The following is a 25904-nucleotide window of genomic DNA, read 5'->3' as shown; positions in this document are numbered from 1 at the left end:
TTGTAAATCTTAACTTATCATATTATGAAAAAAATTATTTTATTTGTCGCAATTACTTTTACTTATTATTGTCAAGCTCAAAACATTTTAATTGTTGACAATAACACTAATGTAGACACGTCTCCTTCTCATATGTACAATACATTTACTACTGCTATAGCAGCTGCAAATGATGGTGACATTATTTATGTACAACCTTCAATTACTAGTTATGGCAATATTAATATAAGTAAAGAGGTTACGGTTTATGGTAATGGCCATACTCCAGAACTTAACGCTGGAAGAAGTGCAACTTTTGGTAGCATCAATATTTCAGCAAGTAATGTAAAAATTAGTGGAATTCGCAGTACATCTAACATACAGTCTTCTGGAGTAAGATCTAACTTAACTATAGAGAATTCATTTATTAATAATAATATTAATTTAAACACAGGAATCACCAATGCCTCTATTCAAGGTAATGTTATTGGAGTTGGTATAATATTAAATAACACTACAAGTACAAATATTACAATTACGCACAATTTCATTGACACTGTTAACCCTAATGGCTTAGTTGGATTTAATAGTTCTACGATCTTCAACAATAACATTATAACTTTTAATGGTGTAACTACACAATCGTTTTTTAATAATCCAATAGATTTAGTCGCTCAAAACAATATCTTTGTTTTCACTAGTAGTTTTAATGGTACGAATTGGCAATCAAGTGGCACGGTAATTTTTAATAATTGCTTAAGCTACAGCTATTTAGGCACAACTCTAGAACTTTTAAACGGAACGGGTAATTTTGACAATACGAACCCTCAATTTATAAATATTCCTGGAACCAATCCTACTTTTAATGTAGATAACGACTATAACATTGCTTCTGGTTCTTTAGGAACAGATGGTAACGATATTGGACTTTTCAATGGCTCTTATGACTTTGACTTGAGAGGTTACCCAACCCTTTTACCTTATCTGGAAGAAATGACTATTAGTAACAATGTCGTTCAGGCTGGAGCTGATTTAAATGTGAATTTAAAAGCGAATGCTAATAAAACCAACTAAAACTTAAACACAATGAAAACATTATATATATTATTATGTTGCTTTTGTGTTGGTGTTACGTTAGCGCAGTCTGACATTGCTAGCTTAGAATACTTTTTTGATGAAGATCCTGGTATTGGGTTAGCAACAAATATTAATATCGATCCAGATGCAGAAACTATAAATCAAAGTTTTTCTATTTCAACTGCAACGTTAACTGAAGGCACTCACAGGCTTTTTATTAGAGCTATAAATAGTAATGGTGATATCAGTTTATACGAACATAAAACCTTTAGAATTGCTCCAATTACTGAAACAAATACTAGCGATATTGTAGAAGCCGAATATTTCTTCAACCAAGATCCAGGCATTGGTTTAGCAACTGCTTTAGACTTAACTGATGCTGAAACTATTGATGAAACTTTACCTGTTTCTACTTCTGGATTACCCGTTGGAACACATCGCTTATTTGTTCGTGTTAAAAATAGCAATAATGAATGGAGCCTATATGAACATAAAACTTTTAAAGTGAATCCTATTACTGAAACTAATACTAGTGATATTGTAGAAGCTGAATATTTCTTCAACCAAGATCCGGGCATTGGTTTAGCAACTGCTTTAGACTTAGCTGATGCTGAAACTATTAATGAAACTTTACCTGTTTCTACTTCTGGATTACCTGTTGGAACACATCGCTTATTTGTTCGCGTTAAAAATAGCAATAATGAATGGAGCCTATATGAACATAAAACTTTTAAAGTGAATCCTATTACTGAAACTAATACTAGCGATATTGTAGCTGCTGAATATTTTATTGATGTCGATCCTGGTTTAGGAAATGGCATGGCGATATCTATTACTGGCGATATAATTGATGAAGATTTCAGTATTACAACATCAGGAAGCTTAGCACAAGGTGATCATTATTTACATATTAGAGTTTTAAATTCAAACGGAGAATGGTCTCTGTATGAAAGACAACCTTTTGAAGTTGATGGCACCTTAGGGATTAATAGCGTAGATATTTCAGAAATTAGGTGCTTTCCAAATCCTACCTCAGAAAATTTAAATATAACCTTGCCAGATCATATTCAAATTCAAAAATTAAAATTATACGATATTACTGGAAAGCAAGTAATTGAAATAGACAAACATGTTGAATCTCTTGCAATGTCTAGCCTTAAAAATGGTATTTATCTTCTTATTTTAGATACTAATAAAGGGCAATTATCTAAACGCATCATCAAAAATTAAAAACCTCTAAAACAAATAACAACAAGCACCTCGTTTCGTACTAGGTGCTTTTATTTTTTAAAAGCCTTGACGCCTGCCTCAATGTTTTGATCTATATAATTTTCTCTTGGAACAATCGGACAAGAATATTTTTCATTATAAGCACAATAAGGATTATATGCTTTATTAAAATCAATAATAAGCTCCTTCCCTTCTGGAATTCGACTTTCAACATAACGCCCTCCTCCATAAGTCATATCGCCATTAGTATCATCTAAAAAAGGTAAAAACAAATAGTCTTCAAAGCCTGGCTTAGCTAATAACTCAATGTTTTGATATATATTTAGCTGATGTGTTTTTCCTTTTAATTGAAACTCTACAACACCATATTTAACGTAGTCAGGTAATCGACCTGTAGTTGTTTTCATTTTAAATGGCTTCTCTTCTGGTGTTCTTTTAAAAGCGGCTTTTATCACATAAATAGAATCAAACTTAAAAAAATCTAGTGTCTTAAAACCTTTTCTGTCTTTATCTTTTAATGGCGATTTAGATGCGTCTTTAAAATCGGCATTCATTTTACGTTGCCAATCTGTTTCTCCTAAAAGTGGTTGCTTGTCTTGAGCACAACTTAAAGTGGTTACAAACACTAAAAAGTAAAGTATAATCTTCATTTTAAATATTTTTTGGATTTAAAAGTACAATATCTAAATATTTTAATTAGTTTTGAATGAGATTAAAAATAAAAAATCATGACTAATTGGGTCGTAAAATATATCAAAAGACAAACCACTTCTTATAGAAGTCGGACTTCTTATATATTGTGCTGATGCTATGATTAATTTATACAATATTAAAAAGTCCGACTTCTCAGTCGGACTTTTTATTTTTAGTCAATAATTGACACAAATAAATAAGCTTATGTAAAAAATTAACCAACAACTAATGAAAACGCTATTTAAAAATTACTTAAACACATTTAACGGACTCTCTAAAGAGGTATGGTGGCTTGCACTAATTACACTTATAAATAGAGCAGGCACTATGGTCATTCCGTTTTTGTCATTATACCTTACAGAAGATTTAGAATTCACACTTAAAGATGTTGGATGGATTATGACAGCTTTCGGACTAGGCTCTGTTGCTGGTTCTTGGCTAGGTGGAAAATTAACCGATAAAATTGGCTACTATAAAGTTATGGTCCGAAGCCTACTTTCAACTGGTGTGTTATTTATTGCTTTGCAGTTTTTAAATACATTTGCTTCTTTATGTGTTGGTATTTTTTTAGTCATGCTCGTTGCCGACATGTTTCGTCCTGCCATGTTCGTGGCTTTAAGTGCTTATAGTAAACCTGAAAATAAAACACGTAGCGTAACGCTTATTCGTCTAGCCATTAATCTTGGTTTTTCTGCTGGACCTGCTGTTGGTGGACTTATAATAACGACAATGAGTTATGGCGGTTTGTTTTGGGTAGATGGTATTACTTGCATTCTAGCAACTGTTGTACTATTTCTAGTTTTAAACCCTAAAAAAGCTAAAATACAAGATGATATTATTGTGAAAAATCCTGATTCGGCGTACAATGATAAAGCGTTTTTTATTTTTCTTATTGCCATGTTTTTGTTTGGGTTTATTTTCTTACAATATTTCTCAACGATGCCAATCTATTACAGAGAAGCACATGTTTTAAGTGAATTACAAATAGGCTTACTTTTAGGCGCGAACGGTTTTTTTATTTTTTTATTAGAAATGCCACTCATAAAATGGTTAGAAAATTCAAAACACTCTAAGTCTAGTCTTATGTTTTTTGGTGCAGTTTTAACAGCTTTAAGTTTTATTGTATTAAACATAAGTACATGGTCAGGTGTATTAATTGTTGGTATGTTTTTAATGACAGTTGGTGAGATGATTGCATTTCCCTTTTCGAATGCCTTTGCGATGGAACGTGCAAAAAAAGGAAATCAAGGCGAATACATGGCTTTATACTCTATTGCATTTTCTATTGCTCATATCTTTGGACATAATGCTGGAATGCGATTAGTTGATGGCTTTGGATTTGATAACACATGGCTTATTATGACTGGATTAGGAGGTGTTTGTGCATTTTTACTTTTCTTACTAAATATTTATGTCAAAAAAAATCCGATTAAAAAATGAATTTAAATCAAGTCACTATTCCTTCAATACATGTTGAAAAAGCTACCGCCTTTTATCAAACTTTAGGCTTGCAACTCATCGTTGATGCGTTACCTAGATATGTTCGTTTTAAATGTCCAAACGGAGACAGCACTTTCTCTATTCATAAAGTAGATTCATTACCAAATGGTCAAGGTATTAGCCTCTATTTTGAAGAAGAGCATATTGACGAATATGTAAACTCACTTAAACAAAAAGGCATTATATTTTCTAGTGATCCAGAAGATAAATCTTGGCTTTGGCGCGAAGCACATTTATACGATTTAGATGGAAATCATATTATTTTATATAAAGCTGGTAACAATCGGAAAAATCCGCCTTGGCGAATACACTAGTTTTTCAATAAAGGTTTTATTGCATTATTCTTAACCACATGCGACAAAACAATTTGTGTTTTACTTTCACCATAAACAATAAGCTGGTCTATAAATGTTTCTAAATGCTTTTGATTTTTTAAAACCACTTCCATAACAATATTTTCATTCCCAGTAATGCGATAACAATTTACAACTTCATCAAAGGTCTTTACTTTTTCTAAAAAAGGTTTTAATTTTCCCATAAAAGCATGCAAAGTAATTAGTGCTTTAAGTTGATAACCAACTTCAAAAGGAGAGATTAATGTGATATGATTTTGTATAATTCCTAAGTCTTCCATCTTCTTTATACGCTCAGAAACTGCAGGTGAAGTAATACCAACTTGCCTTCCAATTTCGGCATTAGATTGTCTTGCATTTTCTTGCAAACACTTTAGAATCTTCCAATTAAGACGATCTATACTCATATTTAAAGTATTTCGTTATAAATAATTTAATTATTAAAGTAAATATACGATTTTACTTTAATATCAAAAGCAAAAAGTACAATCTTGTGACTATTTTTGAGGGAAATCGAAAAATTAAAATGCTACGTCATATACCAACACATCTTTCAGAACTGCCTATATATAAGCAGGCTATGCAAATATTTATTTTGTCTAGAAGTATCTCTACATACTTAAATCAAGATTTAGCGTATTTGCACGATGATGGTAGTGAAGATTCAAACATTTATTTTTCAGGCGATATTGTTCAACAATCTGTGTCTTTAGCTCCAGAAATCATTAATGCTGAATTAGAACGTGCTACAGATAAAAAACACATTCATATTGCTTCTGTTAGGCAGTTAACTAATCGTTTGTATAAAAATTGTAAACGTTTAGAAAAAAGTAATAGTAACGGAAAAGATTATATTCCTATTTTACAAAAAGAACTTCGAACTTTTAGAAAGCTGCAAAACAGCTGGATGCTTACTTTATAATTATTTCACCTCAACTTTATGCGCATTAAACATAAACGATTCTTGTAAACGTTCATATTTTTTATGCATTTCTTCTGCTAAGATTACATATTGACATTTTTGTAAGCTTTCTGTAACCCGTAACACATCATTATGAAAGTTATTACGAACCAAAAATTCTGCATCATCTAAGGCAAAGAGTTGTAACTGACCAAGATGTAAGCTGTTCATGAAGTAAAGTTTATTGAGACGATTTGGTGTAGCAATCAATATATCTACACCATAATAAACTTCTTCACGCTGTTTGTCTAAAGGATATTCTTCATAAGCACAATACAATCTTAAATCTGTGCGTTTGGTAAATTTTTCAAATTCTTCTTTTAAGTCTAAAGTGGCTTGTTTGTCTTTAACTAAAATCAAAGCTCGAGGCGAATCTTCAAAAGCTTCTGCCTTCAATTTATGAATAATCGCCATAATTAAAGCTGTTGTTTTTCCTGAGCCTTTTGGAGCGATTCCATAAACATTAGCACCACCTTTTAGTTTAGGCAGAATCTCTTTTTGAAAAGCCAAAGGTGATTCAAACCCTTGATTTTCTATAGCTTCTTTTAATATTGGATTTAGTTTTTTAAAGGACATGCAGTCATTTTACTCCACAAAGATACTATTAAGAACACACTTTACAGTCAGCTTTATCTTGTATTTCTCCAACTAAATAACCTTGGTCATTCTTAACAAAACCACAACAGTCCATAAAACCTTGTGCAATTTGTTTTCTTGCACGTTGTATTTGCGACTTTACTGTAGGAAGTGGAAGCTTTAATTGTTCTGCAACTTCTTGCTGTTTTAAGCCTTTTATATCAGATAAAAATATTGGATCCCTGTACTTTTTTGGTAATTTTTTTAATATGCCTCGCAAACAATCTTTTTCAGTATGTGTGTGTATTTCTGGAAACGTTACTGGTTCATAATCAGTAATTTCAAAAGTAGGGTTTGTCTTTCTAAAATAATCTAGAAGTGTATACCTAGCTACAGAAAACATCCAAGATTTAAGCTTAGCACTATCTTTTAAGGTATGTAATTTAATATGAATTTTAATAAAGGTGTCTTGCACAATATCATCTGCAACAGCCTTATCCTTTACCTTGCTATAAACAAATCGCTTTATGTCTTCTGAATAATTTGTCCAAACGTCTTGAGTCGTCATTGGTTTAAAATATTAAATTCAGTTCGAGTAAATTTATACTCACTCGAACTGAAATACTTTAACAGTTACAATTTGAACATGAACAATTTTCACAAGTACAATTAGCACATTGTCCGTTTTTACATGATTCGCAATTGCAAGTACATTCATTTATATTTTTCATAATATCTGTTTTTAAGTTCACTTAATAGACGTCAACTTTTGAAAAAAGATGCATGTATTAAAAAACTTTTTACATATTACGTCTATACTGTCCACCAACTTCAAATAAAGCTGAAGTAATTTCACCTAAAGAACACACTTTACAAACGTCCATTAAAGCTTCAAATATATTTTCATTATGTATGGCTTTAATCTGAAGGTCTTTGAGTAAAGCTTTCGTATCGTTGGCTTGATGTAAGTGCTCTAAGGTTTTAATTTGGAATTGTTTTTCTTCCTCTGTTGCACGAATAACTTCTTTTGGGATTACTGTTGGAGAGCCTTTAGAACTTAAAAATGTGTTTACACCAATAATTGGAAACTCACCATTATGCTTTAAGGTTTCATAATACAAGCTTTCTTCTTGTATTTTACTACGCTGATACATGGTTTCCATAGCACCTAATACGCCACCTCTTTCTGTAATACGATCAAACTCTAAAAGGACAGCTTCTTCAACTAAATCGGTTAACTCTTCAATAATAAAAGACCCTTGAATTGGATTTTCATTTTTAGCTAGACCTAATTCCTTATTAATAATTAACTGAATTGCCATGGCACGTCTTACCGATTCTTCAGTTGGTGTGGTAATGGCTTCATCATAGGCATTAGTATGTAGTGAGTTGCAATTGTCATAAATTGCATATAAGGCTTGAAGTGTAGTACGAATATCATTAAAGTCAATTTCTTGCGCATGCAAACTACGACCAGATGTTTGAATGTGATATTTCAGCATTTGTGCTCTTGCATTTGCGCCGTATTTATGCTTCATGGCTTTCGCCCAAATCTTACGCGCTACACGACCAATAACAGCATATTCTGGATCGATGCCGTTAGAGAAAAAGAAGGATAAGTTAGGACCAAATTTATTGATGTCCATACCTCGACTTAAGTAATACTCAACATAAGTAAAACCATTAGATAAGGTGAGAGCTAATTGTGTAATAGGATTTGCTCCAGCTTCAGCAATATGGTATCCAGAAATAGATACCGAATAGAAATTACGCACATTATTTTCAATGAAATATTCTTGTACATCTCCCATAAGTCGCAAAGCGAATTCGGTAGAAAAAATACAAGTGTTTTGCGCCTGATCTTCTTTTAAAATATCGGCTTGAACCGTTCCTCTAACTTGCGCTATCGTTTTGGTTTTAATATCTAAATACACATCAGCAGGTAATACTTGATCTCCTGTAACACCTAATAACATTAAGCCTAAACCATCATTACCTTCAGGTAAATCGCCATTATATTTTGGTCGCTTTTGTCCTTTATAGAGTTTAGCAATTTTAGCTTCAACATCTTTTTCTAAACCATTTTCTTTGATATAAATTTCGCATTGTTGGTCTATGGCTGCATTCATAAAAAAGCCTAATAACATAGGAGCAGGTCCATTAATAGTCATACTCACCGAAGTCATTACATCAGCTAAATTGAAACCTGAATAAAGTTTTTTTGCATCATCTAAACAACAAATAGACACACCAGCGTTTCCGATTTTCCCATAAATATCTGGACGATGATCTGGATCGTTTCCATATAAGGTGACACTATCGAAAGCAGTTGACAAACGCTTAGCAGGTAATCCCATACTTACATAATGAAAACGTCTATTGGTACGTTCTGGACCACCTTCACCAGCAAACATACGTGCTGGATCTTCGCCAGTTCTTTTAAAAGGATATAATCCTGAAGTATAAGGAAACTCGCCAGGTACATTTTCTTGTAAACACCATTTTAAAATATCGCCCCAAGCTTGATACTTAGGTAAAGCCACTTTAGGGATTTGCAGATGAGATAAAGACGCTGTATGTGTTTCTATTTTAATTTCCTTATCACGAACTTTAAAAGTGTAAATAGGGTTTTTGTATTTATTTACTTTTTCATTCCAACCAGTAATCATTTCCCAATTATAAGGATCAAGATTTAGTTTTACACGATCGAATTCACCAATTAAAAGCTTAACAAAATCTTTGTTTTCGACTGTGCTCGAACTGACAGACTTACTATCAATTCCTGCTTTATCTAATTCTGGAGTATTTCCAATAACAGATTCTATGGTTTTGTATATTCCATATAGTTTTTGAGCAACTTCAACTTGCTGATTTGCTTTTTTATCATAGGCACGATTACTTTCAGCAATTTCAGATAGATAACGTGTTCTTGAAGGTGGAATCACAAAAATCTTCTCGCTCATTTCTTCCGAAATATGAAAAGACGATTTTAAATCTGAATCTGCTTTTTCTACCAATTTATCCATGATTGCTTTGTAGAGCGTATTCATACCTGGATCATTAAATTGCGACGCAATCGTTCCAAAAACGGGTAGTTGATCTTGAGGTGTATCCCAGAGATTATTATTACGCATGTACTGTTTTTTCACATCACGCAATGCATCTAAAGATCCACGTTTATCAAATTTATTTATAGCTACTAAATCTGCAAAATCAAGCATGTCGATTTTTTCTAATTGGGTCGCAGCACCAAATTCTGGAGTCATGACGTACAATGACACATCTGAATGCTCAATGATTTCCGTATCAGACTGTCCAATTCCTGAGGTTTCTAAAATAATTAAGTCATATTCGGCAGCTTTTAAAACCTCAACGGCTTCATTCACATATTTTGATAAAGCTAAATTAGACTGACGAGTTGCAAGGCTTCTCATGTATACACGAGGAGAATTGATGGCATTCATTCTAATTCTATCACCAAGTAAAGCGCCTCCTGTCTTACGTTTAGAAGGATCTACAGAGACGAGTCCAACTGTTTTTTCTGGAAAGTCAATTAAAAAACGACGAACCAATTCATCGACTAAAGAAGATTTTCCTGCACCACCAGTTCCTGTAATTCCAAGAACAGGAGTTTTAGAGGTTTTATTTTTAGCATGTATTTGATCTAAAGCGACTTTAGCAACATCTGGAAAATTTTCAGCAGAAGAAATCACGCGAGCAATAGCCTTAGGGTTTTTCTTTGGAAGCTGATCAATTTCTCCGTTAAGTTGATCTCCAATAGCAAAATCGGATTGTTCAACCAAATCGTTAATCATGCCTTGTAAGCCCATTTCACGACCATCATCTGGCGAATAAATACGTGAAATACCATAATCCATTAACTCTTTAATTTCTGATGGTAAAATAACACCACCACCACCACCAAAAATCTTGATGTGTTCTGCACCACGCTCTTTAAGCAAGTCGTACATATACTTAAAATACTCATTATGTCCACCTTGATACGAAGTTAAACAAATGGCATTTGCATCTTCTTGAATGGCTGTATTCACGACTTCCTCTACACTTCTATCATGACCTAAATGAATCACTTCGACTCCTGTCGCTTGAATAATACGACGCATAATATTTATTGAAGCATCATGACCATCAAATAATGATGCAGCGGTTACTATACGTACTTTATGTTTTGGTTTATATGGTGCTATTTGTTGCATTGATAATGAAAGTTAATTTTTGTGCTACAAATTTACGGAATATTAAAAATATAGCTGCTAATTTTAAAAATAGTTTAGCATTGCGTTAACGATTGAAATGGCATCCTTTTTGTTTACAAAAAGATATAATGGAAAGCGTGGTTTTTAGAATAAAAAAACGCCATAAATATTTGTACATTTACGCCTTAAAATTTTTAATGATGAAACGACTAGTAACATTCCTTTTAGTATTAAACTTATCTGCATGTGCAGAATTACAAGAAGTAGTTAATCAATTACCACAAGACGTTGGTATTTCTCAAGCAGAAATGGGATCTGCTCTTAGACAAGCTTTAGATTTGGGTATAGATAAACAAGTTAGTAAGCTTACCCAAAAGGATGGTTTTTTCAAAAATGAATTGGTTAAAATCATGTTACCAGACGAATTAACAAAGGTAGACAAAGCCTTACGCGATATAGGCTTAGGTAGTTTAGCAGATGAAGGTTTAAAAGTGTTAAATCGCGCTGCTGAAGACGCTGTGAGCGAGGCTACGCCTATTTTTATTGATGCCGTTAAAGGCATTACATTTAATGATGCAAAAAATATACTTCTTGGTCAGGATGATGCTGCAACACAATATTTAACTGGTAGAACCCAAACGGCTTTATATGATAAATTTAATCCTGTGATAAAAAATTCTTTTAGTAAAGTTGGCGCTGATGACATTTGGGCAAACTTAATAAGTAAATACAACAGTATTCCTTTTACAAGTGATGTTAATCCTGATTTAACCGATTATGTTACAGGAGAAGCATTAAAAGGGGTTTATAAGATGATTGCTGTAGAGGAAAAAGAAATTCGCAACAAGGTCAGTTCTAGAACTACTGATTTATTACGTAAAGTTTTTGCGCTTCAGGATTAGTTTAGTGTTTTTTTATACAAGCCATCAAAAGCAACGGAAACCTCTTTATTATTAGTCACAGTTTCCCAAAGTTGACGAACAGAACCATCGTCATTTAATGTCCAAGTAACCCGTTGAAAGACTACCTTTTTACCTTCTTTACTTGTTTCTGGATCTGACTGTAAAATCATTTGATTTCCTTTTCGGTTGCCTTTTAGGTGAAGACTTTGTCCTTGGTTGTCGATCCATATTTGTTCCCATTGTTTTGTTTTATAGTTATAAAAATTATTACTCGTTCCTGTGTAGTTTCCTTTTGCGCTGGTCCAATTTTCACGAAGGATGCACCTATTTTGAATTTTATCAATCACATTTTTTCCAGCAGCACTGCCATCTGGATTAGTGACTGTCCATGTACCAATCCAAAAATCAAATTCAGCATGTTTTTCTGTACAGCAGTTACAAGGTTTTTCTTGAGCGTTTAATTGCAGGCTAAAAACTAAAGTCGCTAGTAATAATATCTTTTTCATTTTTACGTGGTTTTGTTACCTAAAAATATAAAAACAGATTTAACCAAATGCTAATATTAACATAACCTTATCATCGCAAGACATCACTTATATTTGAGCATTCAAAATGCCATCATATTTTTGAGTTAGTTAGTTTAATAGAAACCGGTTTAATTTAAAATCGGTTTTTATTTTTTTACACTTCTTTTGATTTTTAAATAATTAATGTATATTTATTTAGTCTAATTCCCTCATTCACTAATGAATAGAAATGATTCAATAAAACAGCATCAAAATAAGCTTCGTAAAAAATATAAGAAGCTTATAGAACAGGCTTATAATTTCAGACAAACTGATCATGCATTAAGTGATATTTCAGAATACAGAGCTATTAAACTTTTAGACAAGTTAAATAAACTTAAATACCTTTCTGGAGAACATTCTCAGCATACCGTTTAATTTTTTATCAATTTTTTAACCTTCTGGTGACATCCATAAGTAAGAAATGGTCGTATTTTATATATAAAGAATACACTATGACTATGAGTGCACAATTTTGTAAAGTTGGAAGACGATTTCCCAACCTAAAGAACGCTTTAAAATTAAAAGCTATTGAAGATCAAACGGTAAAGTTTATTGAAGTCATTAATAAGCCAAAGACGACTAAAGATTTTGATGTAGCGTCTTAAAATAGGCAAATGCTTTTATAAGCCGAGAACCATACCAAGAAAACATTTCGCCATCAACTAATAGAATGTTGGCATTTGTATATCTTGTTTGTAATTCTTCAATATGCTCTTTTTTAAAAGGGTAAGGTTCGCTAGAAAGTAAGACAACATCGGCATCTTCCAGCCCTTTTTCATCTATTTCTGGGTAACGTCCTAAATGCGCATAAACATTATCAAAATTATTAAGCCTTAATAGATAATTAATAAAGGTATTTTGGCCAGCAACCATCCATGGGTTTTTCCAAATATAATAGGCCACTTTTAAAGGATGTTTATTTTTTATAAATAGATTAAAATCGTTTACATTATTCTGAATGGTTTCAGAAATTTTTAGAGCTTTTTTAGGCGTGTTAAAAATTTCTCCATATTGCTGAATCATATCTATACAATCTTGAATCGTCATTATATCTGAAACATGCACTACAGCAATTTGCTCACATGCTTTAACTATGGCTTCAGTATTTTCTTCTTTATTACATAAAATAATATCAGGTTGTAAGGCTTTTATTTTATCTAATTTGATTTGCTTAGTACCACCAACGATTGTTTTCGATTTTAATAAATGCTTTGGGTGAATACAGAATTTTGTGATTCCAACTATTGTCGTTTCTAGCCCTAAATCGAAGAGCAATTCGGTTTGTGAAGGCACTAAGGAAACAATACGTTTAGGTGTTTCTTTGATGGAAATTATTCTATTTAATTGATCAATTATCTTCATCGTGGATTTCGCATCGAAGTGAGGAATGGCAATTAATTGTTCAAAATCACCTCCATTTGTTGTTGTAAATCTTTGGCTTTACCAGCTGAAGCTTCAGCAAAATTTTCTTGATTTGAAGCGTAAATAATTCCGCGAGAGGAATTAACAAGCAGTCCAACATGTTTGTTCATACCATATTTACAAACCTCTTGCAGATTCCCTCCTTGCGCTCCAACTCCTGGAACTAATAAAAAAGAATCTGGAATGATTTTTCTAATTTCAGCGAAATATTCCGCTTTAGTTGCACCAACAACATACATTAAGTTTTCGGCATTTTTCCACCTCTTAGAAGTTTCTAAAACTTGCTTATACAATTCTTTACCTTCTACTTTTTTGGTTTGAAAATCGAAAGCACCTTCATTAGACGTTAAGGCTAACATAATAGTGTGTTTATCTTTAAACGCAAGAAAAGGTTCGACAGAATCTTTTCCCATATATGGAGCAACAGTCACGCTATCAAAAGCCAAATCTTTAAAAAAAGCTTTAGCATACATAGAGCTTGTGTTTCCTATATCTCCACGTTTGGCATCAGCAATAGTAAAAATTTCAGGATATGTTTCGTTTAGATAATTAATGGTTTTTTCTAAAGCTTTCCAACCTTTTAAACCGTAAGCTTCATAAAAAGCTGTATTAGGTTTATAAGCCACACATAAGTGATGCGTGGCATCAATAATTGCTTTATTAAATGCGAAGATTGGATCTTCTTCAGTCAAAAGATGCTGAGGCATTTTATGAATATCGACATCTAATCCTATGCATAGAAAGGATTTCTTTTTTTGAATTTGCGTTACTAATTGTTCAGTTGTCATCAACACTACTTTATTCTTCTGTATTACGCCACAGAATCTGTTTTCAATATTAGTGGATTCCGTATCACGCACGGAATGACAAATTAAAATAACTTGTCAATAAAAAAAGCCTCGACATGAGGCTTAACATTAAATATGTTCGTCGCTGGCTTTTAATTTTTCTGTATTTTCAGCCAGTTGTAATTCGTCTATAATTTTTTGAATATCTCCATTTACGATATTACTTAAATCGTAAAGTGTTAAGCCAATTCTGTGGTCTGTTACACGCCCTTGAGGATAATTATACGTTCTAATTTTTGCACTTCTATCTCCAGAGCTTACCATAGAGCCACGTTTTTCTGCATCAGCTTCATTCTTTTTTGCCAATTCCATATCATATAAACGAGAACGTAACACTTTAAATGCTTTTTCTTTGTTTTTATGCTGTGATTTTTGGTCTTGACATTGAGCCACTAAGCCTGTTGGTTCATGCGTTAATCTTACAGCGGAATACGTTGTATTAACAGATTGTCCACCAGGTCCAGAAGAACAAAAGAAATCAATTCTTACATCTTTCGGGTTTATTTCAATATCAAACTCTTCGGCTTCTGGAAACACCATACATGTTGCAGCACTAGTATGAACACGTCCTTGGGTTTCAGTTTGAGGCACACGTTGTACACGATGTACACCAGCTTCAAATTTTAATGTTCCGTAGACCTCTTCACCAGAAACTTCGAATTGAATTTCTTTAAAACCACCATTGGTACCTTCGCTATAATCTACTACATCAACCTTCCAGCCTTTACTTTCACAATATTTAGTGTACATTCTAAATAAGTCACCTGCAAAAATACTTGCTTCATCTCCTCCAGTTCCAGCTCTAAGCTCTACTACTGCATTTTTAGAATCTTCAGGATCTTTTGGAATTAACAAGAAACGTATTTCGTCTTCCAATTTTGGAATACCTTCTTTAGCTTCATCGTATTGCATTTTAGCCATTTCAACCATTTCGGCATCGCTACCATCTGCAATAATTTCTTCAGCTTCGGCTAAATTATTGGTAAACTCAATATATTGTTCACGCTTATCCATTAATAAGCGTAAATCTTTGTATTCTTTATTTAATTCTACATAACGTTTTTGATCTGTAATAATATCTGGTTGAATGATTAAATCGCTAACCTCATCAAAACGTTGCTTTACTATTTGCAGTTTTTCTAACATGTATCTTCTAAAAATTGTGTTTCAAAAATACGATAATTTATGGATTTTCTATAGCTGAAGACTTATCAATATTGTTTAAAAAATAATTATAAAAAAATTGCGTTCTAATAGTACTCATGAATCTGCTCAAATCCATATTGGCGTATTATAGGCCACTGTTTTTGTGGTCTTTTACTATAAATCTTGTTATATTAATAATGAGCCAAAGTTTTGTGCTTACGCTTTTAACAAAGTTATTTTTGGTGATTTTATTTTGGTTATTACTGAAAGATTTTGGTGTGCGAAGAAAGATTGGCTTCTATAAAATGGTAGGTGTTTCAAATTTTAAGCTATTGGGCATTATATATTTAATTGACTGCTCGGTAATGCTTACTTTTTTATTTTTAATAAAGGGGTTTATTTAAACATTAAAAGTCTACGACAACACCAATACCTAGAATTTGTTTCCATTGTACTTTTGCACCTTCTTCTACAAATTCTTCTTCTTCATTCTCGTCATTAATAGCGACTAGATTTTTTACATCATTATCATATTTTAAATGCGAACCCAAATTAGCTCTAATGTAATTATTTACTTTAAAATCTAAATTAACCTGCCAGTCAACATCTATGTTTCCAAAATCATTAAGATAATCTGTATAAAAATTCACAGAATGTTTCATGTAAATATTCTTAGCTATTTCTGCTTCAAAAGCATTTGTAAATAGTATTCCGAATTCGTTTCTTACTCGCTCACCTTCTTCAATAACATTTTCTTGTTCATCCAATTCGGCAGGTTTTACACCAAATGCTCCTGTATTTGCTAACTCTTGATCTAAAACAAAAGTCGATTTCGTCGTTGCTGGCGAAAAATAAACAGATAGTTTTTCAATGTTTTTACCATATTCAATACCTACTCCGTAAAACAAATAGCCTGGTGCCATAAATTTTGATATGGCATTGGAGGTGTTTGGATAAGTGTAACCGTTAGAGAATTGAGTTTTAAAATTAAATCTTGAAGTAAAAAACCAATTGGTTAAACTATCTTTTCTGTAACCAATATTAGAGTTAATTTCTATTAAATCTTCTGTTTTTCTTAGCTCTTGACTTTGTTGTTTATTAATACCATACCTAATATTAATATTGTTATTCCAAAAAAAATGCTTGAATTTATAATTTGCCTGACTCACTAAACCTAATAAGGCTGAAATAGAATTACTACCACCAGAGTTCCAATTTACAAAAGCAACTTCACTGACATCTAAAGTTGCCATATTTTTATTCTTCCATTTCGGAAAGCTTTGTTCAAGTTTAGTATTAACTGCTAAGGAATCTGATTGTGCGTTGCTATAATTAATAGACAGTATCAGTAATAGGATTAAAGCCTTTTTCATGAGTAAAAATTAATAGCTCACGAATTTAATTAGTTCAACAAAAGATTGTAAATATTTAACGAATTTTAACACTGAGGCTAATAAATAAACGCTCCGAATTCACTTTTAATAGTCAGCTTTTTCTTTTCAGAAGCTTCTACTCTTCCAATAATTTTAGCATTTACATTAAAGGATTTAGAAATAGAGATAATATCTTCAGCAATTTCTGGAGTCACGTATAATTCCATACGATGTCCACAGTTAAACACTTGATACATTTCTTTCCAATCTGTTTTAGACTGTTCTTGAATAAGTTTAAACAATGGAGGAATTGCAAACATATTGTCTTTAATAATATGTAAGTTATCTATAAAATGTAGAATTTTCGTTTGCGCTCCACCAGAACAATGCACCATACCATGAATGTCTTTAGGGCTATACTTAGTTAAGATTGCCTTTATAATTGGCGCATAGGTTCTTGTTGGCGAAAGCACCAACTTTCCTGCATCAATTGGTGAGTTTTCAACAGCATCTGTAAGTTTCATTTGCCCTGAATAGACTAAATTTTCAGGAACCGCAGCGTCAAAACTTTCGGGATATTTTTCAGCAAGGTATTTATGAAACACATCATGTCTAGCAGAAGTTAAACCATTACTTCCCATACCTCCATTATACTCCCTTTCATAAGTTGCTTGTCCAAAACTTTCTAATCCGACAATCACATTTCCTACTTTAATATTGGCATTATCAATAACGTCTTTACGTTTCATTCTTGCCGTCACAGTAGAATCAACGATAATTGTTTTTACCAAATCGCCAACGTCTGCAGTTTCACCACCAGTAGAGTGAATAGTAACACCAAATGATTTTAGGTCTTCAATAAGTTCTTCGGTACCATTTATGATTGCCGAAATCACTTCACCAGGAATAAGGTTTTTATTTCTTCCAATAGTTGAGGACAACATAATATGGTCTGTTGCACCAACACAAAGTAAGTCGTCAATATTCATAATAAGTGCATCCTGTGCAATGCCTTTCCAAACAGAAATATCGCCAGTTTCCTTCCAATACATATAAGCTAAAGATGATTTGGTACCAGCTCCATCTGCGTGCATGATAAGGCAAAAATCTTTGTCATGGGTCAAATTATCTGGAACTATTTTACAAAAAGCTTTAGGAAATAACCCTTTATCAATATTTTTTATAGCATTATGCACATCTTCTTTTGAAGCTGAAACACCGCGTTGTGCATATCTTTTACTTATATCTTGGCTCATAACTCGTTTTGAGTTGCAAAAATAAGAATTGTAATTTAGTTATTATGAATAATTGGGTTTGATTTAATAATTGTAGGGACGTTATCTGGAATTGGTTTCTTTTTATTTCTTAAATAAATATTAACCCCTAAACCTATTCGCCAATATACATCATTTGAAGCGCCAAACTCAATGCCATCTACTAAATCGCTAAAAACGTAGTTATAGTCTGAGAATAGTTTTATACCAATACCTTGATTTACCATATATTCTAATCCAAGACCAGCTTGTGATTTTGAATCTGTTTGTTTAAAATAATTTGAAGCGTTAAATCCGAATCCTGCATAAGCGTATGGTGTAAATGGTTTATTTGGAAACAGCATTCCTTCAACATTAAGATCAAAAGACATAAATCCGTTATTCGATATATCTTTAAAGACTAGATTAAATTTATTATATGTAAAGTTTACATTTAAGTATGGATTAATAAATCGCTTATATCCTATTTGTCCATAAAACCCAAATTGAGGATCTGGAAGATCTCCATTCATTACAGCAGTTCCAATTGCTGCTGTTATTACATTATGACCTCTATTAAAATTAAAATATTTATAAGTGTCTTTTTTGACTTCTTTGTTAGACTGAGAAAAAGTATAGAAACTAGTGAAACAAATAAATAAGAGTACGAGTATTTTTTTAAATACTGAATTAAACTGTAGATTCATATTAATAGCTAAAAGTTAGAATACGACTAATTTAACATAAAAAAGACAAATGATAAAATTTCATTTGTCTTCCCTTTAGATATTATCTAATATCTTCCCTGTCATAAAATCACAACAGTGTAAATGTCTTAAAAATTGAGAATTAATAACTAAATTAATTCTAGAGTTTTATTTTTGATATAAAACTCTAGTTAATTTGTAAGTTACTTTGTTCATTTAGAACAATTTCTTTTTTTAAATCTGGTTCTTCTTGCTTTTTATTTGCTTGCGAAAATATGAAAGTCGCAGCCATGAGCATGAGAACACTTAAAAGAAGCCTCTTCATTGTTATTGATTATTGATTAATAGCAATACAAAAATACGGAAAAACCGTATAAATAATTTACTCCCAACTAAACAATTCGTCAATATGTTATTTAAATTAGATAAACGACATCTTATCAAAAACTATTCTACCGTTTAACCAAAAAAAGACCACTTTACTCAAGCGGTCTTTTTTAAAATTAAGCGTTTAAATCTAATTAGTAAATAATAATTCTCTATATTTTGTTAGAGGCCAAAGTTCATCATCAACTAATAACTCTAATTTATCGCAATGGTAGCGTATTTCATCGAATAATGGTTTCACTTTAAAACAATAAGCATTTGCTTTCTTATCAACATCATTCATATTATTGGCTTTTCTTCTTTCATTGGTCATTTTAGTCACATTAGAATTTATCGCTTCTATATGACTAGAAATCTCTTCAATTAAATTAAGTTGTTCTTTCGCTAATTTCTTAAAACTTGTGCCATAAATTTCTTTAAGCCCTTTTACATTATCAATTAAAACATTTTGATATTTAACAGCTGTAGGCACAACGTGATTCCTTGCAATATCTCCAAGAACACGACCTTCAATTTGAATGCGCAATACATATTCTTCGATTTCAATTTCATATCGCGCTTCAACTTCAACTTTATTCATAATGCCTAATTCACTATAAAGATCAAAAGCCTTTTTAGATACTTTTGCTTTTAAAGCTTCTGGTGTCGTTTTATTGTTACTTAAACCACGTTTTTTAGCCTCTTTTTCCCAGGCTTCACCATAACCATTACCTTCAAATAAAATATTTTTAGACGTCTTAATATATTCTCTTAATATATTAAAAACCGCTTCATCTTTTTTAAGTTTTTCTTTAACAATAAGCGCATCAACTTCAGTTTTAAAATCAATTAATTGCTTAGCAACAATAGCATTTAAAACAGTCATTGGATTCGCACAATTTGCAGTAGAACCTACAGCTCTAAATTCAAATTTATTTCCTGTAAACGCAAAAGGAGAAGTTCTATTTCTATCTGTATTATCAAGCAGCACATCTGGAATTTTTCCAACAACATTAAGTTTTAGATCTGTTTTTTCTTCTGGTGATAATTTGCCATTTGTAACATTTTCTAACTCGTTTAATGTGCGCGTTAGTTGCTCTCCAATAAATACAGAAATAATTGCTGGAGGTGCTTCATTTGCTCCTAAACGATGATCGTTACTTGCTGAAGCAATTGCAGCACGAAGTAATTCTTCATTATCATAAACAGCTTTAATAGTATTAATAAAAAAGGTTAAAAACTGAAGGTTACTCATTGGAGTTTTTCCTGGACTTAATAAGTTTACACCTGTATTAGTACTTAAACTCCAGTTATTATGCTTCCCAGAACCATTAACTCCAGCAAATGGTTTTTCGTGAAATAAAACTTTAAAATTATGACGCGCAGCAATTTTATCCATCACATCCATAAGCAAAGAGTTATGATCTACAGCAAGATTAGCTTCGTCATAAACTGGCGCCAATTCAAACTGATTTGGTGCGACCTCATTATGTCTTGTTTTAACTGGAATACCAAGCAACATACACTCAGTTTCTAAATCTCGCATATAAGCCATAGCACGATTTGGAATCGTTCCAAAATAATGATCATCTAATTGTTGTCCTTTAGCTGGTGAATGCCCTAACAAAGTTCTTCCAGTTAAAACGATATCTGGACGTGAAGCCGCTAAAGAACTATCTATTAGAAAGTATTCTTGTTCCCAACCTAGAGAAGCGTTTACTTTCTTTACATTTTTGTCAAAATATTTACACACAGCTACAGCAGCTTGATCTACAGCTTGCAAAGCACGCAATAATGGTGTTTTAAAATCTAAAGCCTCCCCTGTATAAGACACAAACACGGTAGGAATACAAAGCGTTGTGCCGTAAATAAACGCAGGAGATGTAGGATCCCAAGCTGTATATCCACGTGCTTCAAAAGTATTACGAATCCCTCCATTTGGAAAACTAGACGCATCCGGTTCTTGCTGAACTAACTGTCCACCTCCAAATTTCTCAATAGCTCTTCCATTACCAATAGGCTCAAAAAAGGCATCATGCTTTTCTGCAGTTGCACCTGTTAATGGCTGAAACCAGTGTGTATAATGAGTTGCTCCTTTAGAAATAGCCCATTCTTTCATTCCTGTTGAAATATGATCTGCTACTACCCTGTCAATTTTCGATCCGTTTTGAATCGCATCCATGACACTTTTAAAAGCTTCTTTAGTTAAATATTGACGCATGGTATCTTCGTTAAAGACATTCTGCCCGAAGATTGCAGAGCGACGTTCATTTTCTTCAATATGAACAGGTTTACGATTAAAGGTTTCTTTTACTGCGTGAAATCTAAGAGTTGGCATCGTTTTGATTTTTTTAAGTTATACTCAAATTAATAGGGCAAATCTATAAAAAAATGATAATACTCAAACACTAACCCTTAAAAAAATAGGGCTACTTATTAACTTTTCGACAAAAAGTAGTTAATAACCCCTAAAATTAAGATTTAAAAGCTAAGAAAATAAATATTCCATAAGCCGTCACAAGAATTAACCCTTTATAACGACTAATCTGCAATTGTTTAGGAATAATAATTAGTGGAATTAATACTGCAGAGAAGCCTAACATCCAGAAAATATCACTATTTAATATTTGATCTGCTGTTACTGGTATGGTTTTAATTAAAGCTGTTAAGCCTAAAACCGAACCAATATTAAAAATATTAGAACCAATTAGATTCCCTAAAGACAATGCCTTTTCTTGTTTTGCAGCAGCAATAACTGATGCCGCAAGTTCTGGCACGCTTGTTCCAATAGCAATAACCGTTGCAGCAATAACTGCATCGCTAACACCTAAACTAGTTGCTAGTTCTTTTGCTCCATTGACCAACCACTCACTACCAAAGTACAAAGCCAAAGCACCAATAAGCAACCAAATAATAATTTTAAAATTCGACACAATAGCCAAACCCTCATCAACGTCTTCGACAACAACATCTTTTTTTGCACGCTTAATTAAAATGACTAAAAAAACAATAAGTGCAACAAATAAAATACCACCTTCAATTTGCGTTAGTTGTTTATCGTTATAAAGGAAATAATAAAGTGCCATAGAAAACAACATCATGGCAGGCCAATTCACTTTATAAAAAGACTTATCGACTGCTATAGCACCAACGATTGCAGTAATACCTAACACCAAACCAATATTTGCAATATTAGAACCAATAACATTATTTAATGCTATAGCAGGAGAACCTGACAGAGCAGCATTTAAACTCACTAAAAGTTCTGGTGCAGACGTTGCAAAAGAGACAACGGTCATACCAATAACCATTTTAGAAATGCTTAATTTAAATGATAATGCGACAGAGGAACGCACTAAAAACTCACCTCCTACTACCAAAGCTATTAATCCTAATATAATCCAAACAAGGCTCATAAATTCTGTCTTAAATTGTTGTTTATACTTTACTATTGCGAAGATAGTATTTCTTCTATTCTATTAGAATAAAACTTAAAATTTAGTTAAATAACTATAACAATAGTTGTATAACTATAAAAATAGTTATAAGTTTGAAACGCGTTAAGGATTGATGCGACATCCTTTTTGTGCTAAACTTATTGTTTAGCACAAAAAGATATAGCGGAAAGCCTGACCTTTTGAAGCTAAAAGGCGAAAAAGGTAACGCCCAAATTAAAATGATACCATGCAAAAACTGACAAATAAAGAAGAAGAAATTATGCATATTTTATGGAAGCTTGAAAAGGCTTTTGTGAAGGATGTTTTAGTGGAAATTAATGATGAAAAACCGCATTATAATACGCTTTCTACAATTATTAGAAACCTGGAAGAAAAAGGTTATGTGAGCTATAATGCTTATGGAAAAACGCATCAATATTTTCCTATTATAAGCAAAGAAGCTTATAAAAAACGCTTTATGAATACTGCTATAGACAACTATTTTAATAGCTCTTATAAGAATGTCGTATCGTTTTTTGCTAAGGAAGAAAAAATAAGCGTGGAGGAACTTAAGGAAATTATTGCTCTCATTGAAAATCAAAAATAAGATGGAATATTTATTAAAAGCTTCGGCAGTAACCGCATTATTTTATTTATGCTATACCTTATTCTTAAAGCGAGATACTTTTTTTGAAAGTAACAGATGGTTTTTATTGATTGGTTTAATATCTACTATTTGTTTACCCTTTATAGTGATTCCTATTTATATTGAAAATACAGGTGTTTCTGAGTTTATAATTTCAAACAATGCTGTAATAGAACAACCGCATCTTGAAGATGCATTTAGTTTTTTAACTCTCATACCATATATATATAGTATTGGCTTTGTCTTTTTTCTGATTAAATTAAGCATAGAGTTTATCTCATTATTTAAATTACTTAACAGTCATGTTACAAAAACCTGTGGTGCAATAAAGTATATAGAAACTGAAAATGCGATTCCTCCTTTTTCATTTTTTAATTATATCGTTTATAACCCTAAACATTTTAATGCTATAGAATTAGAAGACATCTTAAATCATGAAAAAGCGCATGTGAAACAATGGCATTCTGTGGACATCCTTTTGGCGCAAATAGCTACTATTATTTTTTGGTTTAATCCTTTTATATGGTTGTACAAAAAAGATATTCAGCAAAATCTGGAGTTTATTGCAGACCAAAATGCGCAACGTATTTCAATTTGTGAAAAAAGCTATCAGCATTTACTATTAAAAGCAACAGTTAAAAATCAACACTTAGTGTTGACTAATAATTTTTATAATTCATTAATCAAAAAACGAATCGTTATGTTACACAAATCAAAATCAAATCAATTAAATGTTTTAAAGTATGCTTTAGTCATTCCACTACTCGCTTTATTTCTTATGAGTTTTAATACTAAAGACGTATATGTAGAATCTGAGAACACCATAGCTATTGCTCCTATTGGAGATATTGAAATCGCAATTATTTCAAAAGATTTTAAAGATGCCGATTTAGAAAAAGTTAAAAACGAGTTTAAAAGTAAAGGCGTGACCTTAAAATTTAAAGGCCTTAAGCGAAATGCTGCAGGTGAAATTATAGCGATTAAGATTGATGCCAAATCTGAAAAATCTAGTGCTAGCTTTAATACAAATTCAGATGAAGGCATAAAACCTATTAAAATCACCTATGATAGTGAAAGCAATAGTATTTCTATTGGAAACGGAAAAGTGATGCATGGTAAGAACTATTATTTCTCTACAGCTGACGGAAAAACTAAAATTCATGAAACTCATGCTAAAGAAAAAGGCCGCAAACATGTATATGTGATTTCTGATGATGGTGAAGATGATGATGCTCATGAAGTTGAAATTATTATTGAAGACGAGCATGGAAATGCCAAAAAGAAAGGAAAAGTATTTACCAAAAAAAAATCTAAAGTTATTCATATAGATTCGGATGACGATAGTGAAGAAAATGTTTATATCATTAAGAAAGGTAAAGACGGAAAAGACATTAAAGAAGAAATCATACTAAAAGGTGATGGCACTCACACTTGGGTTGAAGATGAAGATGAAGATGGTAGTACTTATAAGATTAGAACGATTGGAAATAAAGATAAAAATAGAATGCTATTTATAGCAAATGAAAATGGAAGCAGTCCATTAGTTTTAATAGATGATAAAGAATCTACTACTGAAGCCATGGAGAAACTAAATCCAGATAATATTGAAAAAATGGAAATATTAAAAGGCGATAATGCTACTAGTATTTATGGTGAAAAAGGAAAAGATGGTGTGATTATTGTCACCACAAAAAAGCATTAAAAAAGCATTAAAAAAGCTTTAACTTTAAATTTAAAAGACACTTCTAAGGAGTGTCTTTTTTTATTAAAAAAAGATGAAAACTACAAAAAAGCACTAAAATTGGCTAAAAACTCTCTATGATTTTATAAAACCATCAAAAAAGCCCCTTGAATTATTACATATAATACTTACAATCATATATCTAGTTTTAAATCATAACATGTATCAAGATATTTCGATTACAATTTGAAATACTTTTCATTTTTATACTTATAAATTAGAATTCAATTTCATTTTTTTTAAACCTAACACTAGGTAGATCGTTTTTAAAATATATATATTGAAAGCTCAATCGAAAATAAAATCAATTAACACACCCTTTTAACCTTAAGAAAAATGATTACACTAGCAAAAATTCTAATCGAACTTATATTCTAAATACATCTATTTAAATGGTAAAGCATATGTTATAATATGCTTTGCTTTTTTAAACATTTACACAAGATTTGGCGAAGTGCTTTTAAAGCAATAATTTTACGTTTGATAAGGCGTATGTAAACTTGTAATAATGAAAAAAAAACTGTTTAAAGTATTGGCTAAAGTGAACAAGATGGTTTTACCTAGCTACACAAAAAAACGTTTAGATTTAAGTAAGGCCACTAAATTACAAATGGCCATTTTTGGCTGGAAATTATATGTCACAAAAAACGCTTTAGATTAATAATACGCTTACTATTTTTTTCATTTCAATTCTTTCAAAACCATTTTATGACCGCATATATTTAGGGCAAATAATTTTAGCTTTGCTTTGTCATTGTATTAAAAAGAAATATATTTGCAATCTCAAAATGGCCTCGTGGCGCAACTGAATAGCGCACTTGATTACGGCTCAAGAGGTTACAGGTTTGAATCCTGTCGAGGTCACTAGTATAAAAAACCACCAATTTATTGGTGGTTTTTTTAGTTAG

Annotated in this window: 25 protein-coding genes and 1 tRNA gene; 12 read left to right on the top strand and 14 right to left on the bottom strand. The window is 31.9% G+C overall.

What is annotated here, in order from left to right:
* Positions 1-24: 24 nt before the first annotated feature.
* Positions 25-1053, top strand: coding sequence for a hypothetical protein (locus tag ACFS5M_RS10960; protein ID WP_183488618.1), 1029 nt, complete (start codon positions 25-27; stop codon positions 1051-1053).
* Between the two features lie 12 nt (positions 1054-1065).
* A complete protein-coding gene (locus ACFS5M_RS10955; RefSeq protein ID WP_183488620.1) occupies positions 1066-2286 on the top strand; it encodes a T9SS type A sorting domain-containing protein in 1221 nt (406 codons plus the stop codon).
* A 50-nt stretch (positions 2287-2336) separates the two neighbouring features.
* Here the strand turns inward: ACFS5M_RS10955 and ACFS5M_RS10950 are convergent, their stop codons facing one another.
* Entirely contained in the window at positions 2337-2936 is a 600-nt protein-coding gene (locus ACFS5M_RS10950; RefSeq protein ID WP_183488622.1) for a DUF1684 domain-containing protein, read from the bottom strand.
* Positions 2937-3207: 271 nt separating this feature from the next.
* Here ACFS5M_RS10950 and ACFS5M_RS10945 point away from each other — a divergent pair, with 271 nt between their 5' ends.
* The gene (locus ACFS5M_RS10945; RefSeq protein ID WP_183488624.1) at positions 3208-4419 is read left to right on the top strand and encodes an MDR family MFS transporter; all 1212 of its coding nucleotides are present in this window, start codon (positions 3208-3210) and stop codon (positions 4417-4419) included.
* Entirely contained in the window at positions 4416-4793 is a 378-nt protein-coding gene (locus tag ACFS5M_RS10940; protein WP_183488626.1) for a VOC family protein, read from the top strand. Before ACFS5M_RS10945 ends, ACFS5M_RS10940 begins: the two co-directional genes overlap by 4 nt.
* On the opposite strand, the gene ACFS5M_RS10935 is transcribed toward ACFS5M_RS10940, so the two are convergent.
* Entirely contained in the window at positions 4790-5239 is a 450-nt protein-coding gene (locus ACFS5M_RS10935) for an Lrp/AsnC family transcriptional regulator (RefSeq protein WP_183488627.1), read from the bottom strand. The two genes, ACFS5M_RS10940 and ACFS5M_RS10935, sit on opposite strands and share 4 nt — an antisense overlap.
* Positions 5240-5358: 119 nt before the next feature.
* On the opposite strand from ACFS5M_RS10935, the gene ACFS5M_RS10930 reads away from it, so the two are divergent.
* Positions 5359-5754, top strand: coding sequence for a hypothetical protein (locus ACFS5M_RS10930; RefSeq protein WP_183488629.1), 396 nt, complete (start codon positions 5359-5361; stop codon positions 5752-5754).
* On the opposite strand, the gene ACFS5M_RS10925 is transcribed toward ACFS5M_RS10930, so the two are convergent.
* From ACFS5M_RS10925 to ACFS5M_RS10915, 3 genes are all read right to left on the bottom strand, one after another.
* Positions 5755-6369, bottom strand: a complete 615-nt coding sequence (locus ACFS5M_RS10925) for a DEAD/DEAH box helicase (protein ID WP_183488631.1) — start codon at positions 6367-6369, stop codon at positions 5755-5757.
* A gap of 28 nt (positions 6370-6397) precedes the next feature.
* Positions 6398-6937: a sigma-70 family RNA polymerase sigma factor gene (locus ACFS5M_RS10920; protein ID WP_183488633.1), complete on the bottom strand. Its 540-nt coding sequence runs from the start codon at positions 6935-6937 to the stop codon at positions 6398-6400.
* A gap of 232 nt (positions 6938-7169) precedes the next feature.
* Complete coding sequence (locus ACFS5M_RS10915; protein WP_183488635.1) at positions 7170-10586, bottom strand: methylmalonyl-CoA mutase family protein; 3417 nt, start codon at positions 10584-10586, stop codon at positions 7170-7172.
* Positions 10587-10786: 200 nt separating this feature from the next.
* Between ACFS5M_RS10915 and ACFS5M_RS10910 the strand changes: the two genes are divergently transcribed.
* Positions 10787-11488 (top strand): DUF4197 domain-containing protein, encoded by a 702-nt coding sequence (locus ACFS5M_RS10910; RefSeq protein WP_183488638.1) that lies wholly within the window; start codon positions 10787-10789, stop codon positions 11486-11488.
* Here ACFS5M_RS10910 and ACFS5M_RS10905 read toward each other — a convergent pair.
* The gene (locus ACFS5M_RS10905; RefSeq protein ID WP_183488641.1) at positions 11485-11994 is read right to left on the bottom strand and encodes a hypothetical protein; all 510 of its coding nucleotides are present in this window, start codon (positions 11992-11994) and stop codon (positions 11485-11487) included. The genes ACFS5M_RS10910 and ACFS5M_RS10905 overlap by 4 nt on opposite strands.
* A gap of 240 nt (positions 11995-12234) precedes the next feature.
* Here ACFS5M_RS10905 and ACFS5M_RS10900 point away from each other — a divergent pair, with 240 nt between their 5' ends.
* On the top strand, positions 12235-12432 hold the full coding sequence (locus ACFS5M_RS10900) for a Lacal_2735 family protein (RefSeq protein WP_183488644.1): 198 nt from the start codon (positions 12235-12237) through the stop codon (positions 12430-12432).
* Between the two features lie 83 nt (positions 12433-12515).
* On the top strand, positions 12516-12662 hold the full coding sequence (locus ACFS5M_RS10895) for a hypothetical protein (RefSeq protein ID WP_183488646.1): 147 nt from the start codon (positions 12516-12518) through the stop codon (positions 12660-12662).
* Here ACFS5M_RS10895 and ACFS5M_RS10890 read toward each other — a convergent pair.
* The 8 genes from ACFS5M_RS10890 to ACFS5M_RS10855 form a co-directional block, all read right to left on the bottom strand.
* Positions 12637-13419 carry an ABC transporter substrate-binding protein gene (locus ACFS5M_RS10890; RefSeq protein ID WP_183488649.1) on the bottom strand — a complete coding sequence of 261 codons (783 nt, stop codon included), beginning with the start codon at positions 13417-13419 and terminating at the stop codon, positions 12637-12639. The two genes, ACFS5M_RS10895 and ACFS5M_RS10890, sit on opposite strands and share 26 nt — an antisense overlap.
* Before the next feature lie 32 nt (positions 13420-13451).
* Positions 13452-14267 (bottom strand): orotidine-5'-phosphate decarboxylase, encoded by an 816-nt coding sequence (gene pyrF, locus ACFS5M_RS10885; RefSeq protein ID WP_183488652.1) that lies wholly within the window; start codon positions 14265-14267, stop codon positions 13452-13454.
* A 129-nt stretch (positions 14268-14396) separates the two neighbouring features.
* The gene (gene prfA, locus ACFS5M_RS10880) at positions 14397-15473 is read right to left on the bottom strand and encodes a peptide chain release factor 1 (protein WP_183488655.1); all 1077 of its coding nucleotides are present in this window, start codon (positions 15471-15473) and stop codon (positions 14397-14399) included.
* Positions 15474-15880: 407 nt separating this feature from the next.
* Complete coding sequence (locus ACFS5M_RS10875; protein WP_183488657.1) at positions 15881-16846, bottom strand: DUF3078 domain-containing protein; 966 nt, start codon at positions 16844-16846, stop codon at positions 15881-15883.
* A gap of 77 nt (positions 16847-16923) precedes the next feature.
* Positions 16924-18102 carry an AIR synthase related protein gene (locus ACFS5M_RS10870; protein WP_183488659.1) on the bottom strand — a complete coding sequence of 393 codons (1179 nt, stop codon included), beginning with the start codon at positions 18100-18102 and terminating at the stop codon, positions 16924-16926.
* A 35-nt stretch (positions 18103-18137) separates the two neighbouring features.
* Entirely contained in the window at positions 18138-18806 is a 669-nt protein-coding gene (locus ACFS5M_RS10865) for a Curli production assembly/transport component CsgG (RefSeq protein ID WP_221267585.1), read from the bottom strand.
* Positions 18807-19323: 517 nt separating this feature from the next.
* Positions 19324-21510 (bottom strand): glutamine synthetase III family protein, encoded by a 2187-nt coding sequence (locus tag ACFS5M_RS10860; RefSeq protein WP_183488662.1) that lies wholly within the window; start codon positions 21508-21510, stop codon positions 19324-19326.
* A gap of 136 nt (positions 21511-21646) precedes the next feature.
* Positions 21647-22588, bottom strand: coding sequence for a calcium/sodium antiporter (locus ACFS5M_RS10855; RefSeq protein ID WP_183488665.1), 942 nt, complete (start codon positions 22586-22588; stop codon positions 21647-21649).
* 268 nt (positions 22589-22856) lie between these two features.
* Between ACFS5M_RS10855 and ACFS5M_RS10850 the strand changes: the two genes are divergently transcribed.
* The 4 genes from ACFS5M_RS10850 to ACFS5M_RS10835 all read left to right on the top strand — a co-directional run bounded on the left by ACFS5M_RS10850 (position 22857) and on the right by ACFS5M_RS10835 (position 25860).
* Positions 22857-23216, top strand: a complete 360-nt coding sequence (locus ACFS5M_RS10850; RefSeq protein ID WP_183488668.1) for a BlaI/MecI/CopY family transcriptional regulator — start codon at positions 22857-22859, stop codon at positions 23214-23216.
* Between the two features lies 1 nt (position 23217).
* Entirely contained in the window at positions 23218-24957 is a 1740-nt protein-coding gene (locus ACFS5M_RS10845; RefSeq protein WP_183488671.1) for a M56 family metallopeptidase, read from the top strand.
* A gap of 547 nt (positions 24958-25504) precedes the next feature.
* Positions 25505-25657: an SsrA-binding protein gene (locus tag ACFS5M_RS10840; protein ID WP_183488674.1), complete on the top strand. Its 153-nt coding sequence runs from the start codon at positions 25505-25507 to the stop codon at positions 25655-25657.
* A gap of 129 nt (positions 25658-25786) precedes the next feature.
* Positions 25787-25860, top strand: a tRNA-Arg gene (locus ACFS5M_RS10835).
* Positions 25861-25904 lie beyond the last annotated feature (44 nt).

This window comes from Lacinutrix iliipiscaria (genome assembly GCF_042686125.1).
GTDB classification, from domain to species: Bacteria; Bacteroidota; Bacteroidia; order Flavobacteriales; family Flavobacteriaceae; genus Oceanihabitans; species Oceanihabitans iliipiscarium.
The sequence above is the reverse complement of the archived record's forward strand: the minus strand, read 5'-3'. Positions and strand labels throughout refer to the sequence as shown.

Coding starts and splice junctions, on each gene's coding strand:
- ACFS5M_RS10930 (WP_183488629.1), top strand. CDS start 5,359: ATGCTACGTCATATACCAACACATCTTTCAGAACTGCCTATATATAAG.
- ACFS5M_RS10945 (WP_183488624.1), top strand. CDS start 3,208: ATGAAAACGCTATTTAAAAATTACTTAAACACATTTAACGGACTCTCT.
- ACFS5M_RS10855 (WP_183488665.1), bottom strand. CDS start 22,588: ATGAGCCTTGTTTGGATTATATTAGGATTAATAGCTTTGGTAGTAGGA.
- prfA (WP_183488655.1), bottom strand. CDS start 15,473: ATGTTAGAAAAACTGCAAATAGTAAAGCAACGTTTTGATGAGGTTAGC.
- ACFS5M_RS10915 (WP_183488635.1), bottom strand. CDS start 10,586: ATGCAACAAATAGCACCATATAAACCAAAACATAAAGTACGTATAGTA.
- ACFS5M_RS10940 (WP_183488626.1), top strand. CDS start 4,416: ATGAATTTAAATCAAGTCACTATTCCTTCAATACATGTTGAAAAAGCT.
- ACFS5M_RS10875 (WP_183488657.1), bottom strand. CDS start 16,846: ATGAAAAAGGCTTTAATCCTATTACTGATACTGTCTATTAATTATAGC.
- ACFS5M_RS10925 (WP_183488631.1), bottom strand. CDS start 6,369: ATGTCCTTTAAAAAACTAAATCCAATATTAAAAGAAGCTATAGAAAAT.
- ACFS5M_RS10950 (WP_183488622.1), bottom strand. CDS start 2,936: ATGAAGATTATACTTTACTTTTTAGTGTTTGTAACCACTTTAAGTTGT.
- ACFS5M_RS10845 (WP_183488671.1), top strand. CDS start 23,218: ATGGAATATTTATTAAAAGCTTCGGCAGTAACCGCATTATTTTATTTA.
- ACFS5M_RS10870 (WP_183488659.1), bottom strand. CDS start 18,102: ATGAGCCAAGATATAAGTAAAAGATATGCACAACGCGGTGTTTCAGCT.
- ACFS5M_RS10840 (WP_183488674.1), top strand. CDS start 25,505: ATGAAAAAAAAACTGTTTAAAGTATTGGCTAAAGTGAACAAGATGGTT.
- ACFS5M_RS10900 (WP_183488644.1), top strand. CDS start 12,235: ATGAATAGAAATGATTCAATAAAACAGCATCAAAATAAGCTTCGTAAA.
- ACFS5M_RS10895 (WP_183488646.1), top strand. CDS start 12,516: ATGAGTGCACAATTTTGTAAAGTTGGAAGACGATTTCCCAACCTAAAG.
- ACFS5M_RS10920 (WP_183488633.1), bottom strand. CDS start 6,937: ATGACGACTCAAGACGTTTGGACAAATTATTCAGAAGACATAAAGCGA.
- ACFS5M_RS10935 (WP_183488627.1), bottom strand. CDS start 5,239: ATGAGTATAGATCGTCTTAATTGGAAGATTCTAAAGTGTTTGCAAGAA.
- ACFS5M_RS10860 (WP_183488662.1), bottom strand. CDS start 21,510: ATGCCAACTCTTAGATTTCACGCAGTAAAAGAAACCTTTAATCGTAAA.
- ACFS5M_RS10850 (WP_183488668.1), top strand. CDS start 22,857: ATGCAAAAACTGACAAATAAAGAAGAAGAAATTATGCATATTTTATGG.
- ACFS5M_RS10955 (WP_183488620.1), top strand. CDS start 1,066: ATGAAAACATTATATATATTATTATGTTGCTTTTGTGTTGGTGTTACG.
- ACFS5M_RS10865 (WP_221267585.1), bottom strand. CDS start 18,806: ATGAATCTACAGTTTAATTCAGTATTTAAAAAAATACTCGTACTCTTA.
- pyrF (WP_183488652.1), bottom strand. CDS start 14,267: ATGACAACTGAACAATTAGTAACGCAAATTCAAAAAAAGAAATCCTTT.
- ACFS5M_RS10910 (WP_183488638.1), top strand. CDS start 10,787: ATGAAACGACTAGTAACATTCCTTTTAGTATTAAACTTATCTGCATGT.
- ACFS5M_RS10890 (WP_183488649.1), bottom strand. CDS start 13,419: ATGAAGATAATTGATCAATTAAATAGAATAATTTCCATCAAAGAAACA.
- ACFS5M_RS10905 (WP_183488641.1), bottom strand. CDS start 11,994: ATGAAAAAGATATTATTACTAGCGACTTTAGTTTTTAGCCTGCAATTA.
- ACFS5M_RS10960 (WP_183488618.1), top strand. CDS start 25: ATGAAAAAAATTATTTTATTTGTCGCAATTACTTTTACTTATTATTGT.